Raw genomic sequence first — 17,267 nt, forward strand, 5'->3', positions numbered from 1 at the left:
GTCCCCTTTTCTGGCAACAGTGAAGGCGGGTCGCAATCCGCCAACCGGTCGAGCCGTGTCGCGGAAGGTTTGTTAACCAGCCAACGTCCTGGATACCGGGGTGAAAGGTGAGCGAAATGATGCAGCAATACAGGTCGAATTCGTACCTGTTCGGGGGCAATGCGCCCTACGTCGAAGAGATGTACGAGGCCTACCTCGACAACCCGGGCTCCGTGCCTGACAACTGGCGCGCCTACTTCGACGCCCTCCAGCATGTGCCTGCCACCGATGGCAGCGACGCACGCGACGTGGCCCATGCGCCCGTGATCGAATCCTTTGCCCAGCGTGCCAAGGCCAATGCCTTCGGCAACAAGGCCTCCGGCAGCGACCTCGCTGTGGCCCGCAAGCAGGTGCATGTGCAGTCGCTGATTGCCGCCTACCGCTTCCTGGGCTCGCGCTGGGCCGACCTGGATCCGCTGCAGCGCACCGAGCGCCCGCGCATCCCGGAGCTGGAACCCTCGTTCTACGACCTGACCGAGTCCGATATGGACATCTCGTTCAGCGCCACGAACACCTATTTCTCCAAGGCCGAGAGCATGACCCTGCGCGAGATCGTGCAGGCCTTGCGCGAGACCTATTGCGGCTCGGTCGGTGCCGAGTACATGCACATCACCGATCCGGCCGAGAAGCGCTGGTGGCAGGAGCGGCTGGAATCGATCCGCTCCAAGCCCAGCTTCACGCCCGAGAAGAAGAAGCACATCCTCGATCGCCTGACCGCGGCCGAAGGCCTGGAGCGCTACCTCCACACCAAGTACGTGGGCCAGAAGCGTTTCTCGCTGGAAGGTGGCGAGAGCTTCATCGCCTCGATGGACGAGCTGGTGCAGCGCGGCGGCGAAAAGGGCGTGCAGGAGATCGTCATCGGCATGGCCCACCGCGGCCGCCTGAACGTGCTGGTGAACACGCTGGGCAAGATGCCCAAGGACCTGTTCGCCGAGTTCGAGCACAAGGCCCCCGAAGATCTGCCCGCCGGCGACGTCAAGTACCACCAGGGCTTTTCCAGCGACGTCACCAGCCCCGGCGGCCCGGTGCACCTCTCGCTCGCCTTCAACCCCTCGCACCTGGAAATCGTGAATCCGGTGGTCGAAGGTTCGGTGAAGGCCCGCATGGACCGTCGCGGTGACAAGGAAGGCGCGCAAGTGCTGCCCGTGCTGGTGCACGGCGACGCCGCCTTTGCCGGCCAGGGCGTGGTGATGGAAACGCTGGCGCTGGCCCAGACCCGCGGCTACTACACCGGCGGCACGGTGCATCTGGTCATCAACAACCAGATCGGCTTCACCACCAGCGACCCGCGCGACACCCGTTCGACGCTGTACTGCTCCGACGTCGTCAAGATGATCGAGGCGCCGGTGCTGCACGTGAATGGCGATGATCCGGAAGCCGTGGTGCTGTGCACCCAGCTGGCGCTGGAATACCGCCAGCAGTTCAAGAAGGACGTGGTGGTCGACATCATCTGCTTCCGCAAGCTGGGCCACAACGAGCAGGACACGCCGGCGCTGACCCAGCCGCTGATGTACAAGAAGATCGCCCAGCATCCCGGCACCCGCAAGCTCTATGGCGACAAGCTGATCGCCCAGGGCGTGCTGCCCGCCGATGGCCCGGACAATATGTCCAAGGCCTTCCGCGCCGCCATGGACGAGGGCCGTCACACCATCGATCCGGTGCTGACCAACTTCAAGAGCAAGTACGCCACCGACTGGTCGCCCTACCTCGGCAAGAAGTGGACCGACTCTTGCGACACCGCGCTGCCGGTGGCCGAGTTCAAGCGCCTGGCCGAGAAGATCACCACCGTCCCCAACACCTTCAAGGTCCACCCGCTGGTGGAGAAGGTCATCGCCGACCGCGCCGCGATGGGCCGTGGCGAGATCAATGTGGACTGGGGCATGGGCGAGCACATGGCCTTCGCCTCGCTGGTGGCCTCGGGCTATCCGGTGCGCCTGTCGGGCGAGGACTGCGGCCGCGGCACCTTCGTGCACCGCCATGCCGTGCTGCACGACCAGAACCGCGAGAAGTGGGACATCGGCACCTATGTGCCGCTGCAGAACGTGGCCGAGGGCCAGGCGCCCTTCGTCGTGATCGACTCGCTGCTGTCGGAAGAGGCCGTGCTGGGCTTCGAGTACGGCTACGCCTCGGCCGATCCGGTGACGCTGACGATCTGGGAAGCCCAGTTCGGCGACTTCGTCAACGGCGCGCAGGTGGTGATCGACCAGTTCATCGCCTCCGGCGAAGTGAAGTGGGGCCGCTCCAACGGCCTGACCCTGATGCTGCCGCACGGCTACGAGGGCCAGGGCCCCGAGCACAGCTCGGCGCGCCTGGAGCGCTTCATGCAGCTGGCTGCCGACAACAATATGCAGGTGGTGCAGCCGACCTCGGCCTCGCAGATCTTCCACCTGCTGCGTCGCCAGCAGCTGCGCATGTTCCGCAAGCCGCTCATCATCATGACGCCCAAGTCGCTGCTGCGTAACAAGGACGCTACCTCGCCGCTGTCCGAATTCACCAAGGGTGAGTTCAAGACCGTGATCGGTGAGCGCGATGCCACGATTGCCGCGGACAAGGTCAAGCGCGTGATCGCCTGCTCGGGCAAGGTCTATTACGACCTGGTGAAGGCGCGTGCCGAGAAGAAGGCCAGCGACGTGGCCATCATCCGCGTCGAGCAGCTCTATCCCTTCCCGCACAAGGCCTTCGCCGCCGAGATGAAGAAGTACCCCGGCGTGAGCGAGATCGTGTGGTGCCAGGACGAGCCGCAGAACCAGGGCTCCTGGTTCTTCGTGCAGCACTATGTGCACGAAAACATGGTGGATGGCCAGAAGCTCGGCTACGCCGGCCGCCCCGCCTCGGCCTCACCGGCCGTGGGCTATGCCCACCTGCACCAGGAGCAGCAGAAGGCGCTGCTGGACCAGGCCTTCGGCAAGCTCAAGGGCTTCATCCTGACCAAGTAAGTGAACGCACGCGCCCCATGGCCGGACGGCCGGGGCGCCGCGTCTGATGCTGCACAGAATCGAAAGAACCATCATGGCAATCGTAGAAGTCAAAGTCCCCCAGCTGTCTGAATCCGTGGCCGAAGGCACGCTGCTGAACTGGAAGAAGAAGCCCGGCGAGGCCGTCGCCATCGACGAAATCCTGGTTGAGATCGAAACCGACAAGGTGGTGCTGGAAGTGCCCGCACCCTCGGCCGGCGTGATGGCCGAGATCGTCAAGGCCGACGGCTCCAGCGTCGTCAGCGAGGAAGTCATTGCCCGCATCGACAGCGAAGGCAAGGCCGGCGCCGTGGCAGCACCCGCTGCCGTGCCGGCTGCTGCTGCAGCCGCTCCCGTGGCCGCTACGGCTGCCTCCAAGGGTGATGTGGCCATGCCCGCCGCCGCCAAGATCCTGGCCGAGAAGGGCCTGGCAGCCACCGACGTCGCCGGCTCCGGCAAGGATGGCCGCGTGACCAAGGGCGATGCCCTGGCCGCGTCGGCCAAGCCGGCCGCAGTGGCTGCTCCGGTGGCCGTGGCCGCCGCGCCCGCCGTCGCCAAGCCGCTGCCTTCGGTCGCTGCACCGATCGCGCAGAACCTGGGCGACCGCCCCGAACAGCGCGTGCCGATGACGCGTCTGCGCGCCCGCGTGGCCGAGCGTCTGCTGCAGTCGCAATCCACCAACGCCATCCTCACTACGTTCAACGAAGTGAACATGGCGCCGGTGATGGAGATGCGCAAGAAGTTCCAGGAGAAGTTCGAGAAGGAGCATGGCGTCAAGCTGGGCTTCATGAGCTTCTTCGTCAAGGCCGCCGTGGCCGCGCTGAAGAAGTACCCGGTGCTGAACGCCTCGGTGGACGGCAATGACATCGTCTACCACGGCTACTTCGACATCGGCATCGCCGTCGGCTCGCCGCGCGGCCTGGTGGTGCCCATCATCCGCAATGCCGACCAGCTCAGCTTTGCCGACATCGAGAAGAAGATTGCCGAGTTCGGCCAGAAGGCCAAGGAAGGCAAGATCTCGCTGGACGACCTGACCGGCGGCACCTTCTCGATCTCCAACGGCGGCACCTTCGGTTCCATGCTGTCGACCCCCATCATCAACCCGCCTCAGTCGGCCATCCTGGGCGTGCACGCCACCAAGGACCGCGCCGTGGTCGAGAACGGCCAAGTGGTGGTGCGCCCGATCAACTATCTGGCCATGTCCTATGACCACCGCATCATCGACGGCCGCGAGGCCGTGCTGGGTCTGGTGACCATGAAGGAAGCGCTGGAAGATCCGGCCCGTCTGCTGTTCGACATCTAAGCCAAGGACGCGCACAGACATGAGCACCAAGCAATTCGACGTCGTCGTCATCGGCGGCGGCCCCGGCGGCTACATCGCCGCCATCCGCGCCGCCCAGCTGGGCTTCAATGCGGCCTGCATCGACGAGTGGAAGAACGACAAGGGCGGTCCGGCACCCGGCGGCACCTGCACCAATGTCGGCTGCATCCCCTCCAAGGCGCTGCTGCAGTCCAGCGAGCATTTCGAGCACGCCAACCATCACTTTGCCGACCACGGCATCGCGGCGGACAACGTGCGCATCGACATCGCCAAAATGATCGGCCGCAAGGACACCGTCGTGAAGCAGAACAACGACGGCATCCTTTACCTGTTCAAGAAGAACAAGGTCACGTTCTTCCACGGCCGTGGCTCCTTCGTGGCGGCCAAGGATGGCCTCTATGAGGTCAAGGCCGGCGAGGAAGTGATTCTTGCCAAGCATGTGATCCTGGCTACCGGCTCGAATGCGCGTCAGTTGCCCGGCGCTCCGTTCGATGAGGAGAACATCCTCTCCAACGACGGCGCGCTGCGCATCCCGGCCGTGCCCAAGAAGCTGGGCGTGATCGGCTCCGGCGTGATCGGCCTGGAAATGGGTTCGGTGTGGCGCCGCCTGGGTGCGGAAGTCACCGTGCTGGAGGGTCTGCCGACCTTCCTCGGCGCGGTCGACGAGTCCGTGGCCAAGGAGGCCGCCAAGCTGTTCAAGAAGCAGGGCCTGAAGATCGAGCTGGGCGTGAAGATCACCGAGGTCAAGACGGCCAAGGACGGTGTGACGGTGGCCTACACCGACGCCAAGGGCGCCGAGCAGAGCCTGGCGGTGGACAAGCTGATCGTCTCGATCGGCCGCGTGCCCAACACCATCGGCCTGAACCCCGAGGCCGTGGGCCTGAAGCTGGACGAGCGCGGCGCCATCGTGGTGGACGACGAGTGCAAGACCAACCTGCCGAATGTCTGGGCGGTCGGCGACGTGGTGCGTGGCCCGATGCTGGCGCACAAGGCCGAGGAAGAAGGCGTGGCGGTGGCCGAGCGCATCGCCGGCCAGCATGGCCATGTCAACTTCAACACCATCCCCTGGGTCATCTACACCAGCCCCGAGATCGCCTGGGTGGGCCGCACCGAGCAGCAGCTGAAGGCGGACGGCGTGGCCTACAAGGCTGGCCAGTTCCCCTTCCTGGCCAATGGCCGTGCGCGCGCGCTGGGCGATACGCAAGGCTTCGTCAAGTTCCTGGCCGATGCCAAGACCGACGAGATCCTGGGCGTGCACATCATCGGCCCCTTCGCCTCCGAGCTGATCTCGGAAGCCGTGGTGGCGATGGAGTTCAAGGCTTCGGCCGAGGACATCGCACGCATCTGCCATGCGCACCCGAGCCTGAGCGAGGCGACTAAGGAAGCGGCACTCGCCATCGACAAGCGCACGCTCAACTTCTGATGCCTGCGTGAAGCAAGAGAAGAAAGAAAAAGGGGGCGGCGCGGGTCGCCCCTTTTCATTGGGAATCTGAATGACCTCGGTCACCGAGCTTTACAAGCAGACTCTGAGCGAGCGCGGCTACAGCGCCGACCCGGCGCAGCTGCGCGCGGTGGCGGCGCTGCAGCGTTGCCAGGACGAATGGGCCGACTACAAGGCGCGCCGCGGCAATGCCGTCACCAAGCTGCTGGTGCGGCCGCCGCTGCCGCGCGGCGTCTATATGTACGGCGGGGTGGGGCGGGGCAAGAGCTTCTTGATGGATTGCTTCTTCCAGGCCGTGCCGCTGACGCGCAAGACCCGCCTGCACTTCCACGAGTTCATGCGCGAGGTGCACCGCGAGCTGCAGGATCTGAAGGGCATCGCCGATCCGCTGGAGGAGCTGGGCAAGCGCATCGCCAAGCGCTTCCGCCTGATCTGCTTCGACGAGTTCCACGTGGCCGACGTCACCGACGCGATGATTCTGCACCGCCTGCTGGACTCGATGTTCAAGCACCGCGTCTCCATCGTCACCACCTCCAACTTCCATCCCGACGGCCTCTATCCCAACGGCCTGCACCGCGACCGCATCCTGCCCGCGATCGCGCTGCTGAAGGAGAAGCTGGAGGTCATCAATGTCGACAACGGCACCGACTACCGTCGGCGCTCGCTGGAGCTTGTGGAGCTCTACCACTGCCCGCTCGACGAGTCGGCTGACGCGGCGCTGAACCGCGCCTTCGAATCGCTGGCCGAGGCGCGCGACGAGGATCCGCTGCTGCACATCGAGCACCGCGAGTTGCGCGCGGTGCGGCGCGCCGGCGGCGTGGTGTGGTTCGACTTCCGCACGCTGTGCGGCGGACCGCGCTCGCAGAACGACTACCTGGAGCTGGCGACGCAGTTCCACACCGTGATCCTGGCCAATGTGCCCGAGATGCCACCGCGCCTGGCCAGCGAGGCACGCCGCTTCACCTGGCTGGTGGACGTGCTCTACGACCGCCGCTGCAAGCTCATCATCTCGGCCGCCGTGCCGCCGGAGCAGCTCTATACCGAGGGTCCGCTGGCGCACGAGTTCCCGCGCACCATCTCGCGCCTGCAGGAAATGCAGTCGCAGGAATACCTCTCGCTGGAGCGGCGCGAGGTGGATACTTCGCTGACATGAAGCGCGCGTTGCTGGCCCTGCTGTGCTTGCCGTCCCTGGCCTGGAGCCAGGGCGAGCTCGGTCGTGAGGCCATCGAGGCCAGATACCAGGGCGAGCTGAAGGCCTGTGCCGAGCGCTTTGCGGTGACGGCCTGCCGCGACGCGGCGCGCCAGCGGCGCCAGCAGGCCCTGCAGCCCTTGCTGGAGCGCGAGCGGCGCGAGGCCGCGGCCGCGCGCGCCCAGCAGGCGCAGGAGCAGCGCGAGCGCGTCCTGCTCAAGCAGCAGGAGGCGGCCGCGGAGGAGGGGCGCAAACGCACCGAGGCGGTGTTGGGCTTCCAGAGCGAGCCTGCCTCGGCGCCGGCCTCGGCGCCGCGCCCCACCCGCGCCAATCCGGAAACGCACGCGCGCCAGCTCAAGGCCCGCGATGCGCAGGCCGAGCAGGCGGCGCAACAGCAGCGCGAGCAGGCCATGCTGAGACAGCAGCGCCTGCGCGACCACCAGGCCCTGGTGCAGAAGCGCGTGGCCGAGCGCGCCGCGAAAAAGGCCTCGGGTGCGCCCTTGCCGGTGCCGGCCGCGTCGGCGATTGCGGCGCTGCCGCCCATGCCGGCCAGCGCGACCGGGCGCTGAGCCGCCTCAGCCCAGCGCTTCCACCCGCACGATGGCGAGCGAGAGGTTGTCGCCACCGCCACGCGCGCGCTGGCGGGCCTTGCTGATCAGCAGCTCGGCGGCTTCGCGCGGCGGCAGGCTGTGCAGCACGGTGCCAAGCTCGCGCGGGTTGAAGTAGTGCCAGAGGCCGTCGCTGCAGGAGATCAGGCTGTCGCCCACTTCCAGGCGCTCGATGAAATCCTCGGTGGGCACGGGATCGGTGACGGTGCCCAGGCAGCCGGTCAGCAGATTGGACTGCGGGTGCACGGCCGCCTCGGCCTCGGTGATCTGCCCCTCGTCCAGCAGGCGCTGCACATAGGACTGGTCCATGCTGCGCTTGAGCATGTTCGGGCCGCGGAAATGGTAGATGCGCGAGTCGCCGGTGTGCAGCCAGTAGCAGCGCCGGTCCGGGCAGATCAGGTAGGCCGCCAGCGTGCTGTGCGGCTCTTCCTCGGCCGAGATGGCGGTCAGCTTGATCATCAGATGCGCTTCCGAGGCGATCTGGCGCAGCAGCTCGGCGGCATCCTCTTCCTCGGGAACAAAGCGCTCGAACAGCTGCTCGGCCGTCAGCACCACCTGGTCGGCGGCCTTGCGGCCACCGCTCTTGCCGCCCATGCCGTCGGCAAGCACGGCCAGCAGGCAGCCGCTGCTGCGGCCGTGGCTGATGATCTCGACCTGATCTTGTTGATAGAGGCGGTCACCGCGGTGGATGCCGGTCGCAGCGTTCAGGCGAAAGCCAGGGGGAGTGCGGCTCATCCGAAAACTATAATCCCGAATCAATGCTCAAAGCGTCGCACGGTCGGCCCATGGATGAAGAACTTCACTCTCTGTCGCGCCGCCTGATTGAATTGCGCATCGAGCACGCCGATCTGGATGGCCTGATCGACGCCGTGGCGCAGACCCTGCCGCTGGACGAGCTGCAATTGCGCCGCCTGAAAAAGCGCCGCCTGGCCTTGCGAGACCAGATCACCCGACTGGAGATCGCCTGCGATCCCGATGAGCCGGCATAGCGCTTGAACTCACACACCGAACTCACCGCCGAACTTGCCCCCTCCGAACTGGAGCAATGGGTGGCGGCCGCCTTCGATACCGGCGGCCCGCTGGCAAGATCTGACCCCGGCTATGCGCCACGCGCGCCGCAGCTGGCGATGGCGCAGGCGGTGGCGCGCGCCGTGGCGCGCCGCGAAACCCTGGTGGTGGAGGCGGGCACGGGCGTGGGCAAGACCTTTGCCTATCTGGTGCCGGCCCTGCTCTCGGGTGGCCGGGCCCTCATCAGCACCGCCACCAAGAGCCTGCAGGATCAGCTCTTTCTGCGCGACCTGCCGCGCCTGTGCGACGCCCTGGGCGTGCCGGTGCGCATGGCCTTGCTGAAGGGGCGAGGCAGCTATCTGTGCCTGCACCGCATGAACCATGCGCGCGTCAGCGCCGAGCTGCCCGATCGCCGTGCCGTGCTGGCGCTGGCGCGCATCGAGCGCTGGGCGCAGCAGACGCGCAGCGGCGACTTTGCCGAGCTGGACGGGCTGGACGAGCGCTCGCCGGTGATCCCCATCGTCAGCTCCACGCGCGACAACTGCCTGGGCAGCGAGTGCCCGGAGTTCCGTGCCTGCTTTGTCGTGAAGGCGCGGCGCGAGGCCATGGAGGCCGACGTGGTGGTGGTGAACCACCATCTCTTCTTCGCCGACATGACGCTGCGTGATACCGGCGTCGCCGAGCTGCTGCCCAGCGTCGACATTGCGATCTTCGACGAGGCGCACCAGCTGGCCGAGGCCGGCGTGCAGTTTCTCGGCACCAATCTGGGCACCTCGCAGCTGATCGACTTTGCGCGCGATCTGCTGGGCCTGGGGCTGGCGCAGGCGCGTGGCCTGCAGGACTGGCAGGCCTTGCAGGCCACGCTGGAGCGCGCCGCGCGCGAGCTGCGCCTGGCCTGCGCCGGGCCGATGCGCGAGGTGCGCGGCCTGCTCAAGCTGCGTTGGCAGGACCGTGCCGGCCGGCCCGGCTTTGCCTCCGCCCTGGCTGAGCTGGCCTGCGCGGCGGACGAGGTGCTGGAGGCGCTGGCCAGCGTGGTGGAGCTGTCGCCCGACTTCAAGCGCTTGCAGGAGCGGGCCCAGCAGTTCGGCGAACTGGCGCGCCTGTTCTCGGCCGAGCCCGCGCCCGGCGAGGTGCGCTGGATCGATCTGAGCACGCACCAGGCGCGCCTGGTCGAGTCGCCGCTGGACATTCGCGCGGCCATGCAGGAGCAGTTGCAGGCGGCCCCCAAGGCCTGGGTCTTCACCTCGGCCACCCTGGGCGATGACGAGCGCTTGAGCTGGTTCACCGAGCCGGCGGGCCTGGACGACGCCACCGTGCTGCGCGTGGGCAGCCCCTTCAATTACCCCGAGCATGCGCGCCTCTACATCCCGCGCCGCTTTCCCAAGCCCTCGGAGCCCGATCATGCGCAGGAGGTTGCTGCGCTGGCGGCGCGCTGCGCGCGTGCGCTGGGCGGGCGCTGCTTCGTGCTCACCACCACCTTGCGCGCACTGCAGACGATTGGCGATGCCTTGCGCCAGAGCTTCGAGGAGGGCGGCGACGGCATCGCCGTGCTGGTGCAGGGGGCGGCGCCCAAGCGCCTGCTGCTGCAGCAGTTCCAGGCCGACCCGCGCGCCGTGCTGGTGGGCTCGGCGAGTTTCTGGGAGGGCATCGACGTGCCGGGCGACGATCTGCAATGCGTGCTGATCGACAAGCTGCCCTTTCCCCCGCCTAGCGATCCGCTGGTGGAGGCGCGCGTGCAGCGCCTGGAGCAGGCGGGCCGCAATGCCTTTGCCGAGTACTTCATCGCCGAAGCGGCGATCGCGCTCAAGCAGGGCGGCGGACGCCTGATACGCACCGAGAGCGATCGCGGCCTGCTGGTGGTCTGCGACCCGCGCATGGCGGGCATGAACTACGGCCGGCGCCTGCGCGCGGCCTTGCCGCCGATGGGCCAGCTGGCCGAGGAGGCCGAGGCGATGGCCTGGTTGCGGCAGCTGGCCGAGCAGCGCGACGAAGCATAAAAAAAGCGCGTGACCCGCACGCGCTTGTTGCCGGCCCAAGGGCCATGCATGCAGGCCCTGCTTACCAGAACTGCCACCACGCCTTGTTCTTGGCGCGCGCCTCCAGGCCGCCCGCCAGATAGGCGCTGTTGGGGAAGTTGGCCTTGAGCACGCGCGCGGCATCGTCGCGCAGCGGCGCCAGGCCCAGCCTGTCGTAGCTCTGCGTCAGGATGTAGAGCGCTTCCTCCACCGCCGGGGCGTACTGGAATTCCTGCATCGCCTGCTGGGCACGGTTGGCCGCCGCCACATAGGCGCCGCGCTTGAAGTAGTAGCGCGCCACATGCACTTCGTAGTCGGCCAGGCTGTTGGTGATGAAGTCCACGCGCACCCGCGCATCCTCGGCGTACCGGGACTCCGGGAATTGGTCCACCACCTGGCGGAAGGCCTGCAGGGCGTCGCGCGAGGCCTGCTGGTCGCGCTCGGTGACGTCCTGGCGCGCGATGCGGCCGAACAGGCCCAGGTCTTCGTTGAAGTTGACCACGCCCTTCATGTAGAGCGCGTAGTCCATCGCCGGGCTGGAGGGGTTGAGCTTGATGAAGCGATCCAGCGTGCTGACGGCTTGGGCGCGCTCGCCGCTCTTGTAGTAGGCCCAGGCCAGATCGAGCTGGGCCTGCTGTGCCATCAGGGTGCCAGCGGCACGGCCTTCGATGCGCTCCAGCGACTTGATGGCGCGCTCGTAGCTGCCGCCGGCAATATCTTCCTTGGCCTCTGCGTACAATTTGTCCAGGCTGGCCTGGGAATTGGGATCGTCCTTGGGAGACGAGGAGCAGGCCGCCAGGCCAAGGGCCAGCACGGCGGCCAGTAGAGCAGCGCTTCGGCGTCCCTTGGGGCCAGCAGACACCGGCGTCGCGTGACGCTTCTTCACCCAGTTTTCGATCATGGTCCCCACAGGTTGGCGCATGGGCGCCACCTTCAGCTGAATACGGAGCGGCGATTATATGGTTCAGGCCTTGCCTGTAGATGAAGGCTCAGGCCTGGACGAAATGGATGCGGTTGAGGCCGACGTCGAGGTGGAGACGCGCGTCGCGCAGGTGGACGAGGGCTGGCACCTGCAGCGCCTCGACAAATTCCTCGTGCAGCTGGCGCCGGAGTTCTCGCGCAACCATCTGCAGGGCCTGATCGAGCGCGCCTGCGTCAGCGTGAATGGCGTGCAGGCCACCTCGGCCGCGCAGAAGCTGCGCGCCGGCCAGCAGGTGCTGGTGAGCCTGCAGCCCACCGAGGAAAGCAAGGCCTTCCGTGCCGAGCCCATGGACCTGCAGGTGGTGTTCGAGGACGAGCATGTGCTGGTGCTCAACAAGCCCGCGGGCGTGGTGGTGCACCCGGCTGCCGGCAATTGGTCGGGCACCATCATGAACGGGCTGCTGGCGCATCACGCTCCGGCCGCGGCGCTGCCGCGTGCCGGCATCGTGCATCGCCTGGACAAGGACACCTCGGGCCTGATGGTTGTGGGCAAGACGCTGGCGGCGGTGACGGCGCTGTCGCGCATGATTGCGGCGCGCGAGGTGCATCGGGAGTACCTGGCGCTGGCCGCGGGGCGGGTGCCCGAGAGCCTGGTGATCGAGGCTCCGCTGGCGCGCGACCCGGTCTCGCGCGTGAAGATGGCCGTGGTGGCCAGCGGCAAGCCCTCGCGCACCGACGTGTTCTGCCTCGGCTGGTCCGAAGGCATCTCGGCCCTGCATTGCGTCCTGCACAGCGGGCGCACCCACCAGATCCGCGTGCATCTGGCCTCGCGGGGCTTTCCGCTGGTGGCCGACGCCCTCTACGGCGGCGCGCCCGCCTTGGGCATGAAGCGCCAGGCCCTGCATGCGGCACGGCTGAGCTTTGCCCATCCGATCAGTGGCGAGGCCCTGCGCTTTGATGCGCAATTGCCACAGGATTTGGCATCCGCCTGGGCTCTTGCCGGCTTGCCCGCACCGGAGTTCTGACCGTCCGCCCGCAACAAGGCTACAATCGCGCCATCGTTGACGCTGCGTGCGCCAGCACCGGGGGCTCTAGTGACCCGGTGGCGCCGAACAGCCGGGCAGTATCTGAGTCGTCATGCGTCCGTGAGGGCGCACGCTCAGCCCCAGCATCGCAGGCCCTGACCGGCCCCACTGACTATCCGACGCCCCGCAAATGGCGATAGACCGTGACAACGCTCGACCTCAAGGTCGGGACAGGCATAACAGTCGATGAATACACAGGATGCAAAACGCGTCCTCGAGACTGCACTCATCTGCGCGCAGCAACCGCTGACCTTGCGCGAGATGCGTGTCCTGTTTGCCGATGAGATCGGCGCGGACAGTCTGCGCACGCTGCTGGACGAGTTGTGCCGAGATTGGGACGGGCGTGGCGTGGAGTTGGTGACGGTGGCCTCGGGATGGCGTTTCCAGAGCCGACCCGAGCTGCGCGAGTACCTGGACCGGCTGAATCCGGAAAAGCCGCGCCGTTACTCGCGGGCCGTGATGGAGACCCTGGCCATCATTGCCTACCGGCAACCGGTGACGCGTGGCGACATCGAGGACATCCGCGGCGTGGTGGTCTCGACCGAGATCATCAAGCAGCTGGAAGACCGCAGCTGGATTGAAGTGATCGGCCACCGGGAAGCGCCCGGCCGGCCGGCCCTGTATGCAACGACGACGCAGTTCCTGGATGACCTCGGTCTGGCCAGCCTGGAACAACTGCCGGCGCTGGAATTGACCGGCAGCGACCAGGCCGAGGCCCTGGCGCAGGTGGCGCAGGCCTCCTTGCTGGACGAAGAGACAGTACAAGAACCCGGCGCGGCCGACCCTCAGGTCGCCGCTGCCGCCGAAGAATCCCCAGGCGTGCCTGTGCCCGAGCTAGCTGCCGGGCATGAGCCCGCATCCGAACCGGCCCCGCCGGCTCCCGAGTCTGAGGCCACCGACAAGGTGCAAAGCGACGCATGAATTCCAACGACACCGATCCCAAGCCCGAAGGCGGCGTTCCCGAGGCAGCCGAGGCGCCCAAGCGCAAGCGCGCACCGGCCCGCGCCAAGCCGGTTGAGGGTGCCGAGGCGGCCGCTGTGGCCGCCGAGGCCGAAGCCAAGCCGGTGAAGCCACGCGCGCCGCGCAAGACGGCCGCCAAGAAGGCCGATGTGCTGACCGACGAACCGGCCCTCGCTCCGGCGCTTGAGCCGCTGGCCGAGCCGGTGACCGAGGCCTCGCCTGCCGAGGCGCCCAAGCGCCGCGCTCCGCGCAAGACGGCCGCCGCCGAAGCGCCGGCCGCCGAGGTGGCGGTGCAGCCCACCGTCGCCGCGCCGGTGCAGTTGGACTTGGCACCGGCCGAGCCCGTGCCTGCCGAGTCGGCCGCCGAGGGCGTTGAGGGTGCTGGGGCTGGTGAGGAAGGTCAAGACGCCCAGGATGGCGAGCAGCGCCAGGGGCGCAACCGCCGCCGCAATCGTCGCGGCCGTGGCGGCGAGGCGGACGAGGGCGCACCGCGTGCCGACGCCCCGCGCGTCCAGGCCGAGGCGGCCCCCGAGCAGGTGCTGGCCGAGGTGGGCGAGCGCTTTGCCCAGGTGCTGGCCGGCGAGTACGACGAGAACGCGCCGGTCGAGGAGATCGAGGAAGAGGTGCAGGACACCAAGCGCGTGCTCGCACCCGAACCCGATGCGCCCAAGCTGCAGAAGGTGCTGGCGCAGGCCGGCGTCGGCTCGCGCCGCGACATCGAGGACATGATTGCCGAGGGCAAAATCACGGTGAACGACGAGGTCGCTCACATCGGTCAGCGCATCTCCTTCGGTGACCGCGTCAGCGTGGCCGGCAAGCCGATCAAGGTGCGCATCTCGCCGCCGGCGCCGCGCATCATTGCCTATCACAAGCCCGCCGGTGAGGTGGTCACCCACAACGACCCCGAGGGTCGCCCGACGGTGTTCCGCCGTCTGCCCAAGCTCTACCAGGGCAAGTGGCAATCGGTGGGGCGCCTGGATCTGAATACCGAAGGCCTGCTGCTGTTCACCAACTCGGGTGAGCTGGCCAACCAGCTGATGCACCCGCGCTTCGGCGTGGAGCGCGAGTACGCGGTGCGCGTGCTGGGCACGCTGACCGACGAGCAACGCGCCAAGCTGCTCAGCGGCGTGGAGATCGACGGCCAGGCCGCCAGTTTCAAGAGCATCGAGGATGGCGGCGGCGAGGGTGCCAACCACTGGTACCGCGTCATCATCACCGAGGGCCGCAACCGCGAGGTGCGCAAGCTCTTCGACGCCGTGGGCCTGGCGGTGAGCCGCCTGATCCGCATCCGCTACGGCACCGTGGTGCTGCCGCGCGGCCTCAAGCGCGGCGTCTGGGTGGAACTGGACGACAACGATGTGCGCGTGATCCGCGGCCTGGCTGGCCATGTGCGCGAGAACCGCGGCGAGCGCGGTGAACGTGGCGAGCGTGGTGCCGAGCGCGGCGAGCGCGGTCCGCAGCGCGGCAACGATCGCAATGACAAGCAGCAGCGCGGTAACAACAACCGCCGCGCCGACGGCCGCCATGCCGGCGTGGGGCCACGCCCCAGCCGCCCGGACCGGCCCGAGCGTCCTGGCGATCGGCCGGACCGGCCGGAGCGCCCGGAGCGCGCGCCGCGCGAGGAACGCTATGTCGACAACCGCGACAGCGGTGCCGACCGCGACGACCAGGACGACGACTTCATCCCGCGCAACGTCAACCCGCTCGAGCAGACCTTCGACCGGCGCTTCGCCGGCAAGTCGCGCGGTTTCCCGCAGGGCTTCGGCCATGGCGGCAGCGGCCCCCGTGGTGGTGGTGGCGGTGGCGAGCCGCGCGGCGGCAAGGGCCCGGGCAAGGCCGGCGACGGCCCGCGCCAGCCCGACCCGATGCAGACCTCGGTGGGCTATATCGGCGCCGATGCCTTCCACGGCCGTGGCGGACGCCGCGGTGGTGGTGGCGGCGGCGGTGGCGGCCGTTCCGGTAGCGGCGGCGGTCGCTCGGGCGGTGGCGGTCGCCATCGCTGAACAAGCATCCGTTGACGGGCCTGCGTCAGGCTGACATCAGGCCCGCAACTTCACACAGTACAATGCAAGGCTTTGCCAAGCCTCAGATTTCAGGAGAAAAACCATGGCTATCGAACGCACCCTTTCCATCATCAAGCCTGATGCCGTGGCCAAGAATGTCATCGGTCAGATCTACAGCCGCTTCGAAGGCGCTGGCCTGAAGATCGTGGCCGCCAAGATGGCCCACCTCTCGCGTGGCGAGGCCGAGGCCTTCTACGCCGTGCACAAGGCACGCCCCTTCTTCAACGACCTGGTCAACTTCATGATCTCCGGTCCCGTCATGATCCAGGCGCTGGAAGGCGAGAACGCCATCCTGAAGCACCGTGACCTGATGGGCGCCACCGACCCGAAGAAGGCCGAGAAGGGCACCATCCGTGCCGATTTCGCCGACAGCATCGACGCCAACGCCGTGCACGGCTCGGACGCCGCTGAAACCGCCGCCGTGGAGATTGCATTCTTCTTCCCCGGCATGAACGTTTACAGCCGCTGATCGGCGAATCGCCTCTTGTCGCGCTGGCCTCAAGAGGCCAGCATTGACGAGAAGGGGCACACACATGGACGCGGTCAACCTGCTTGGATTCGATCTCGAAGGCTTGGCTGCGTACTGCGAGCAGCTGGGGGAAAAGCGCTTTCGCGCCACCCAGCTGTTTCGCTGGATCCATCAAAAAGGGGCATCTGACTTTGCGCAGATGTCCGATCTGGCCAAGTCGCTGCGCGACAAGCTGGCCGGCCGGGCGCATATCACGGCGCTGCCGGTGATCTCCGAGCACCTCTCCGCCGACGGCACGGTCAAGTGGCTGTTCGACGTGGGGCAGGGCAATGCCGTCGAGGCGGTGTTCATTCCCGAGGACGACCGTGGCACGCTGTGCGTATCCAGCCAGGCGGGTTGCGCCGTGGGATGCCGCTTCTGCTCCACCGGCCACCAGGGTTTCAGCCGCAATCTCGAGACCTCCGAAATCGTCGCCCAGCTCTGGTATGCCGAGCACAGCCTGCGCAAGCGCCTGAATACCCAGGAGCGTGTCATCTCCAATGTGGTGATGATGGGCATGGGCGAGCCGCTGCAGAACTACGGCGCCCTGGTGCCGGCCCTGCGCGTGATGCTGGACGACCATGGCTACGGCCTCTCGCGCCGCCGCGTCACCGTCTCCACCTCGGGCGTGGTGCCGATGATCGACCGCCTGCGCGAGGATTGCCCGGTGGCGCTGGCGGTGTCGCTGCATGCGCCCACCGATGCACTGCGCGACCAGCTCGTGCCGCTCAACAAGAAATACCCGATCGCCGAGTTGCTGGACGCCTGCAACCGCTATCTGGACAAGGCGCCGCGCGACTTCATCACCTTCGAGTACTGCATGCTCGATGGTGTGAACGACACGCCCGAGCAGGCGCAGGAGCTGGTCAAGCTGCTGCGCGGCCATGTCTCGTGCAAGATCAACCTGATTCCCTTCAACCCCTTCCCGGCCTCGGGGCTGAAGCGTTCGCCGCGCGAGCGCGTGATGGCTTTTGCCGAGGTGCTGATCAAGGCCGGCATCGTCACCACCGTGCGCAAGACGCGCGGTGACGATATCGATGCCGCCTGCGGCCAGTTGGCCGGCGAGGTGCAGGATCGCACCCGCGCGCATGTACGCATGGTGCGCGCGCCGGTTGTGGTCAAGAATGGTGCTGGCAAGTCCTCCTAGTCCACCAC

14 protein-coding genes are annotated in these 17,267 nt (G+C 67.4%); 12 read left to right on the top strand and 2 right to left on the bottom strand.

Going from position 1 to position 17,267, the window contains the following annotated elements:
* The first annotated feature begins 116 nt into the window (after positions 1 to 116).
* The 5 genes from AC3WQY_RS01100 to AC3WQY_RS01120 all read left to right on the top strand — a co-directional run bounded on the left by AC3WQY_RS01100 (position 117) and on the right by AC3WQY_RS01120 (position 7,513).
* Positions 117 to 2,975, top strand: a complete 2,859-nt coding sequence (locus AC3WQY_RS01100; protein WP_492705104.1) for a 2-oxoglutarate dehydrogenase E1 component — start codon at positions 117 to 119, stop codon at positions 2,973 to 2,975.
* Positions 2,976 to 3,048: 73 nt separating this feature from the next.
* Positions 3,049 to 4,296: a 2-oxoglutarate dehydrogenase complex dihydrolipoyllysine-residue succinyltransferase gene (gene odhB, locus AC3WQY_RS01105; protein WP_285232931.1), complete on the top strand. Its 1,248-nt coding sequence runs from the start codon at positions 3,049 to 3,051 to the stop codon at positions 4,294 to 4,296.
* 19 nt (positions 4,297 to 4,315) lie between these two features.
* Positions 4,316 to 5,737 carry a dihydrolipoyl dehydrogenase gene (lpdA, locus tag AC3WQY_RS01110; RefSeq protein WP_285232930.1) on the top strand — a complete coding sequence of 474 codons (1,422 nt, stop codon included), beginning with the start codon at positions 4,316 to 4,318 and terminating at the stop codon, positions 5,735 to 5,737.
* A 70-nt stretch (positions 5,738 to 5,807) separates the two neighbouring features.
* Positions 5,808 to 6,908, top strand: a complete 1,101-nt coding sequence (zapE, locus tag AC3WQY_RS01115) for a cell division protein ZapE (RefSeq protein WP_285232929.1) — start codon at positions 5,808 to 5,810, stop codon at positions 6,906 to 6,908.
* The gene (locus tag AC3WQY_RS01120) at positions 6,905 to 7,513 is read left to right on the top strand and encodes a hypothetical protein (RefSeq protein ID WP_492705107.1); all 609 of its coding nucleotides are present in this window, start codon (positions 6,905 to 6,907) and stop codon (positions 7,511 to 7,513) included. The genes zapE and AC3WQY_RS01120 overlap by 4 nt, the downstream gene beginning before the upstream one ends.
* Before the next feature lie 6 nt (positions 7,514 to 7,519).
* On the opposite strand, the gene AC3WQY_RS01125 is transcribed toward AC3WQY_RS01120, so the two are convergent.
* Entirely contained in the window at positions 7,520 to 8,287 is a 768-nt protein-coding gene (locus tag AC3WQY_RS01125; protein WP_285232927.1) for a PP2C family protein-serine/threonine phosphatase, read from the bottom strand.
* Between the two features lie 50 nt (positions 8,288 to 8,337).
* Here AC3WQY_RS01125 and AC3WQY_RS01130 point away from each other — a divergent pair, with 50 nt between their 5' ends.
* A complete protein-coding gene (locus tag AC3WQY_RS01130; RefSeq protein WP_285232926.1) occupies positions 8,338 to 8,541 on the top strand; it encodes a YdcH family protein in 204 nt (67 codons plus the stop codon).
* Between the two features lie 3 nt (positions 8,542 to 8,544).
* Positions 8,545 to 10,557, top strand: a complete 2,013-nt coding sequence (gene yoaA / locus AC3WQY_RS01135; RefSeq protein WP_483414194.1) for a DNA repair helicase YoaA — start codon at positions 8,545 to 8,547, stop codon at positions 10,555 to 10,557.
* 61 nt (positions 10,558 to 10,618) lie between these two features.
* On the opposite strand, the gene AC3WQY_RS01140 is transcribed toward yoaA, so the two are convergent.
* A complete protein-coding gene (locus AC3WQY_RS01140; protein WP_285232925.1) occupies positions 10,619 to 11,476 on the bottom strand; it encodes an outer membrane protein assembly factor BamD in 858 nt (285 codons plus the stop codon).
* 103 nt (positions 11,477 to 11,579) lie between these two features.
* On the opposite strand from AC3WQY_RS01140, the gene AC3WQY_RS01145 reads away from it, so the two are divergent.
* From AC3WQY_RS01145 to rlmN, 5 genes are all read left to right on the top strand, one after another.
* On the top strand, positions 11,580 to 12,521 hold the full coding sequence (locus tag AC3WQY_RS01145) for an RluA family pseudouridine synthase (RefSeq protein WP_492705111.1): 942 nt from the start codon (positions 11,580 to 11,582) through the stop codon (positions 12,519 to 12,521).
* Between the two features lie 246 nt (positions 12,522 to 12,767).
* Positions 12,768 to 13,502, top strand: a complete 735-nt coding sequence (gene scpB, locus AC3WQY_RS01150) for an SMC-Scp complex subunit ScpB (protein WP_492705113.1) — start codon at positions 12,768 to 12,770, stop codon at positions 13,500 to 13,502.
* The gene (locus AC3WQY_RS01155) at positions 13,499 to 15,544 is read left to right on the top strand and encodes a pseudouridine synthase (protein ID WP_492705115.1); all 2,046 of its coding nucleotides are present in this window, start codon (positions 13,499 to 13,501) and stop codon (positions 15,542 to 15,544) included. Before scpB ends, AC3WQY_RS01155 begins: the two co-directional genes overlap by 4 nt.
* 103 nt (positions 15,545 to 15,647) lie before the next feature.
* Positions 15,648 to 16,073, top strand: coding sequence for a nucleoside-diphosphate kinase (gene ndk / locus AC3WQY_RS01160; RefSeq protein ID WP_285232921.1), 426 nt, complete (start codon positions 15,648 to 15,650; stop codon positions 16,071 to 16,073).
* A 64-nt stretch (positions 16,074 to 16,137) separates the two neighbouring features.
* The gene (gene rlmN / locus AC3WQY_RS01165; protein WP_285232920.1) at positions 16,138 to 17,259 is read left to right on the top strand and encodes a dual-specificity RNA methyltransferase RlmN; all 1,122 of its coding nucleotides are present in this window, start codon (positions 16,138 to 16,140) and stop codon (positions 17,257 to 17,259) included.
* The last annotated feature ends 8 nt before the right edge of the window (positions 17,260 to 17,267 follow it).

Source organism: Roseateles sp. FW301-B2 (genome assembly GCF_058788955.1).

What these genes read in the sequence shown, in the direction of transcription:
- ndk (WP_285232921.1), top strand. Translation starts at nt 15,648, where the DNA reads ATGGCTATCGAACGCACCCTTTCCATCATCAAGCCTGATGCCGTGGCC.
- AC3WQY_RS01120 (WP_492705107.1), top strand. Translation starts at nt 6,905, where the DNA reads ATGAAGCGCGCGTTGCTGGCCCTGCTGTGCTTGCCGTCCCTGGCCTGG.
- AC3WQY_RS01130 (WP_285232926.1), top strand. Translation starts at nt 8,338, where the DNA reads ATGGATGAAGAACTTCACTCTCTGTCGCGCCGCCTGATTGAATTGCGC.
- scpB (WP_492705113.1), top strand. Translation starts at nt 12,768, where the DNA reads ATGAATACACAGGATGCAAAACGCGTCCTCGAGACTGCACTCATCTGC.
- AC3WQY_RS01155 (WP_492705115.1), top strand. Translation starts at nt 13,499, where the DNA reads ATGAATTCCAACGACACCGATCCCAAGCCCGAAGGCGGCGTTCCCGAG.
- AC3WQY_RS01125 (WP_285232927.1), bottom strand. Translation starts at nt 8,287, where the DNA reads ATGAGCCGCACTCCCCCTGGCTTTCGCCTGAACGCTGCGACCGGCATC.
- zapE (WP_285232929.1), top strand. Translation starts at nt 5,808, where the DNA reads ATGACCTCGGTCACCGAGCTTTACAAGCAGACTCTGAGCGAGCGCGGC.
- AC3WQY_RS01100 (WP_492705104.1), top strand. Translation starts at nt 117, where the DNA reads ATGATGCAGCAATACAGGTCGAATTCGTACCTGTTCGGGGGCAATGCG.
- rlmN (WP_285232920.1), top strand. Translation starts at nt 16,138, where the DNA reads ATGGACGCGGTCAACCTGCTTGGATTCGATCTCGAAGGCTTGGCTGCG.
- AC3WQY_RS01145 (WP_492705111.1), top strand. Translation starts at nt 11,580, where the DNA reads ATGGATGCGGTTGAGGCCGACGTCGAGGTGGAGACGCGCGTCGCGCAG.
- AC3WQY_RS01140 (WP_285232925.1), bottom strand. Translation starts at nt 11,476, where the DNA reads ATGATCGAAAACTGGGTGAAGAAGCGTCACGCGACGCCGGTGTCTGCT.
- odhB (WP_285232931.1), top strand. Translation starts at nt 3,049, where the DNA reads ATGGCAATCGTAGAAGTCAAAGTCCCCCAGCTGTCTGAATCCGTGGCC.
- lpdA (WP_285232930.1), top strand. Translation starts at nt 4,316, where the DNA reads ATGAGCACCAAGCAATTCGACGTCGTCGTCATCGGCGGCGGCCCCGGC.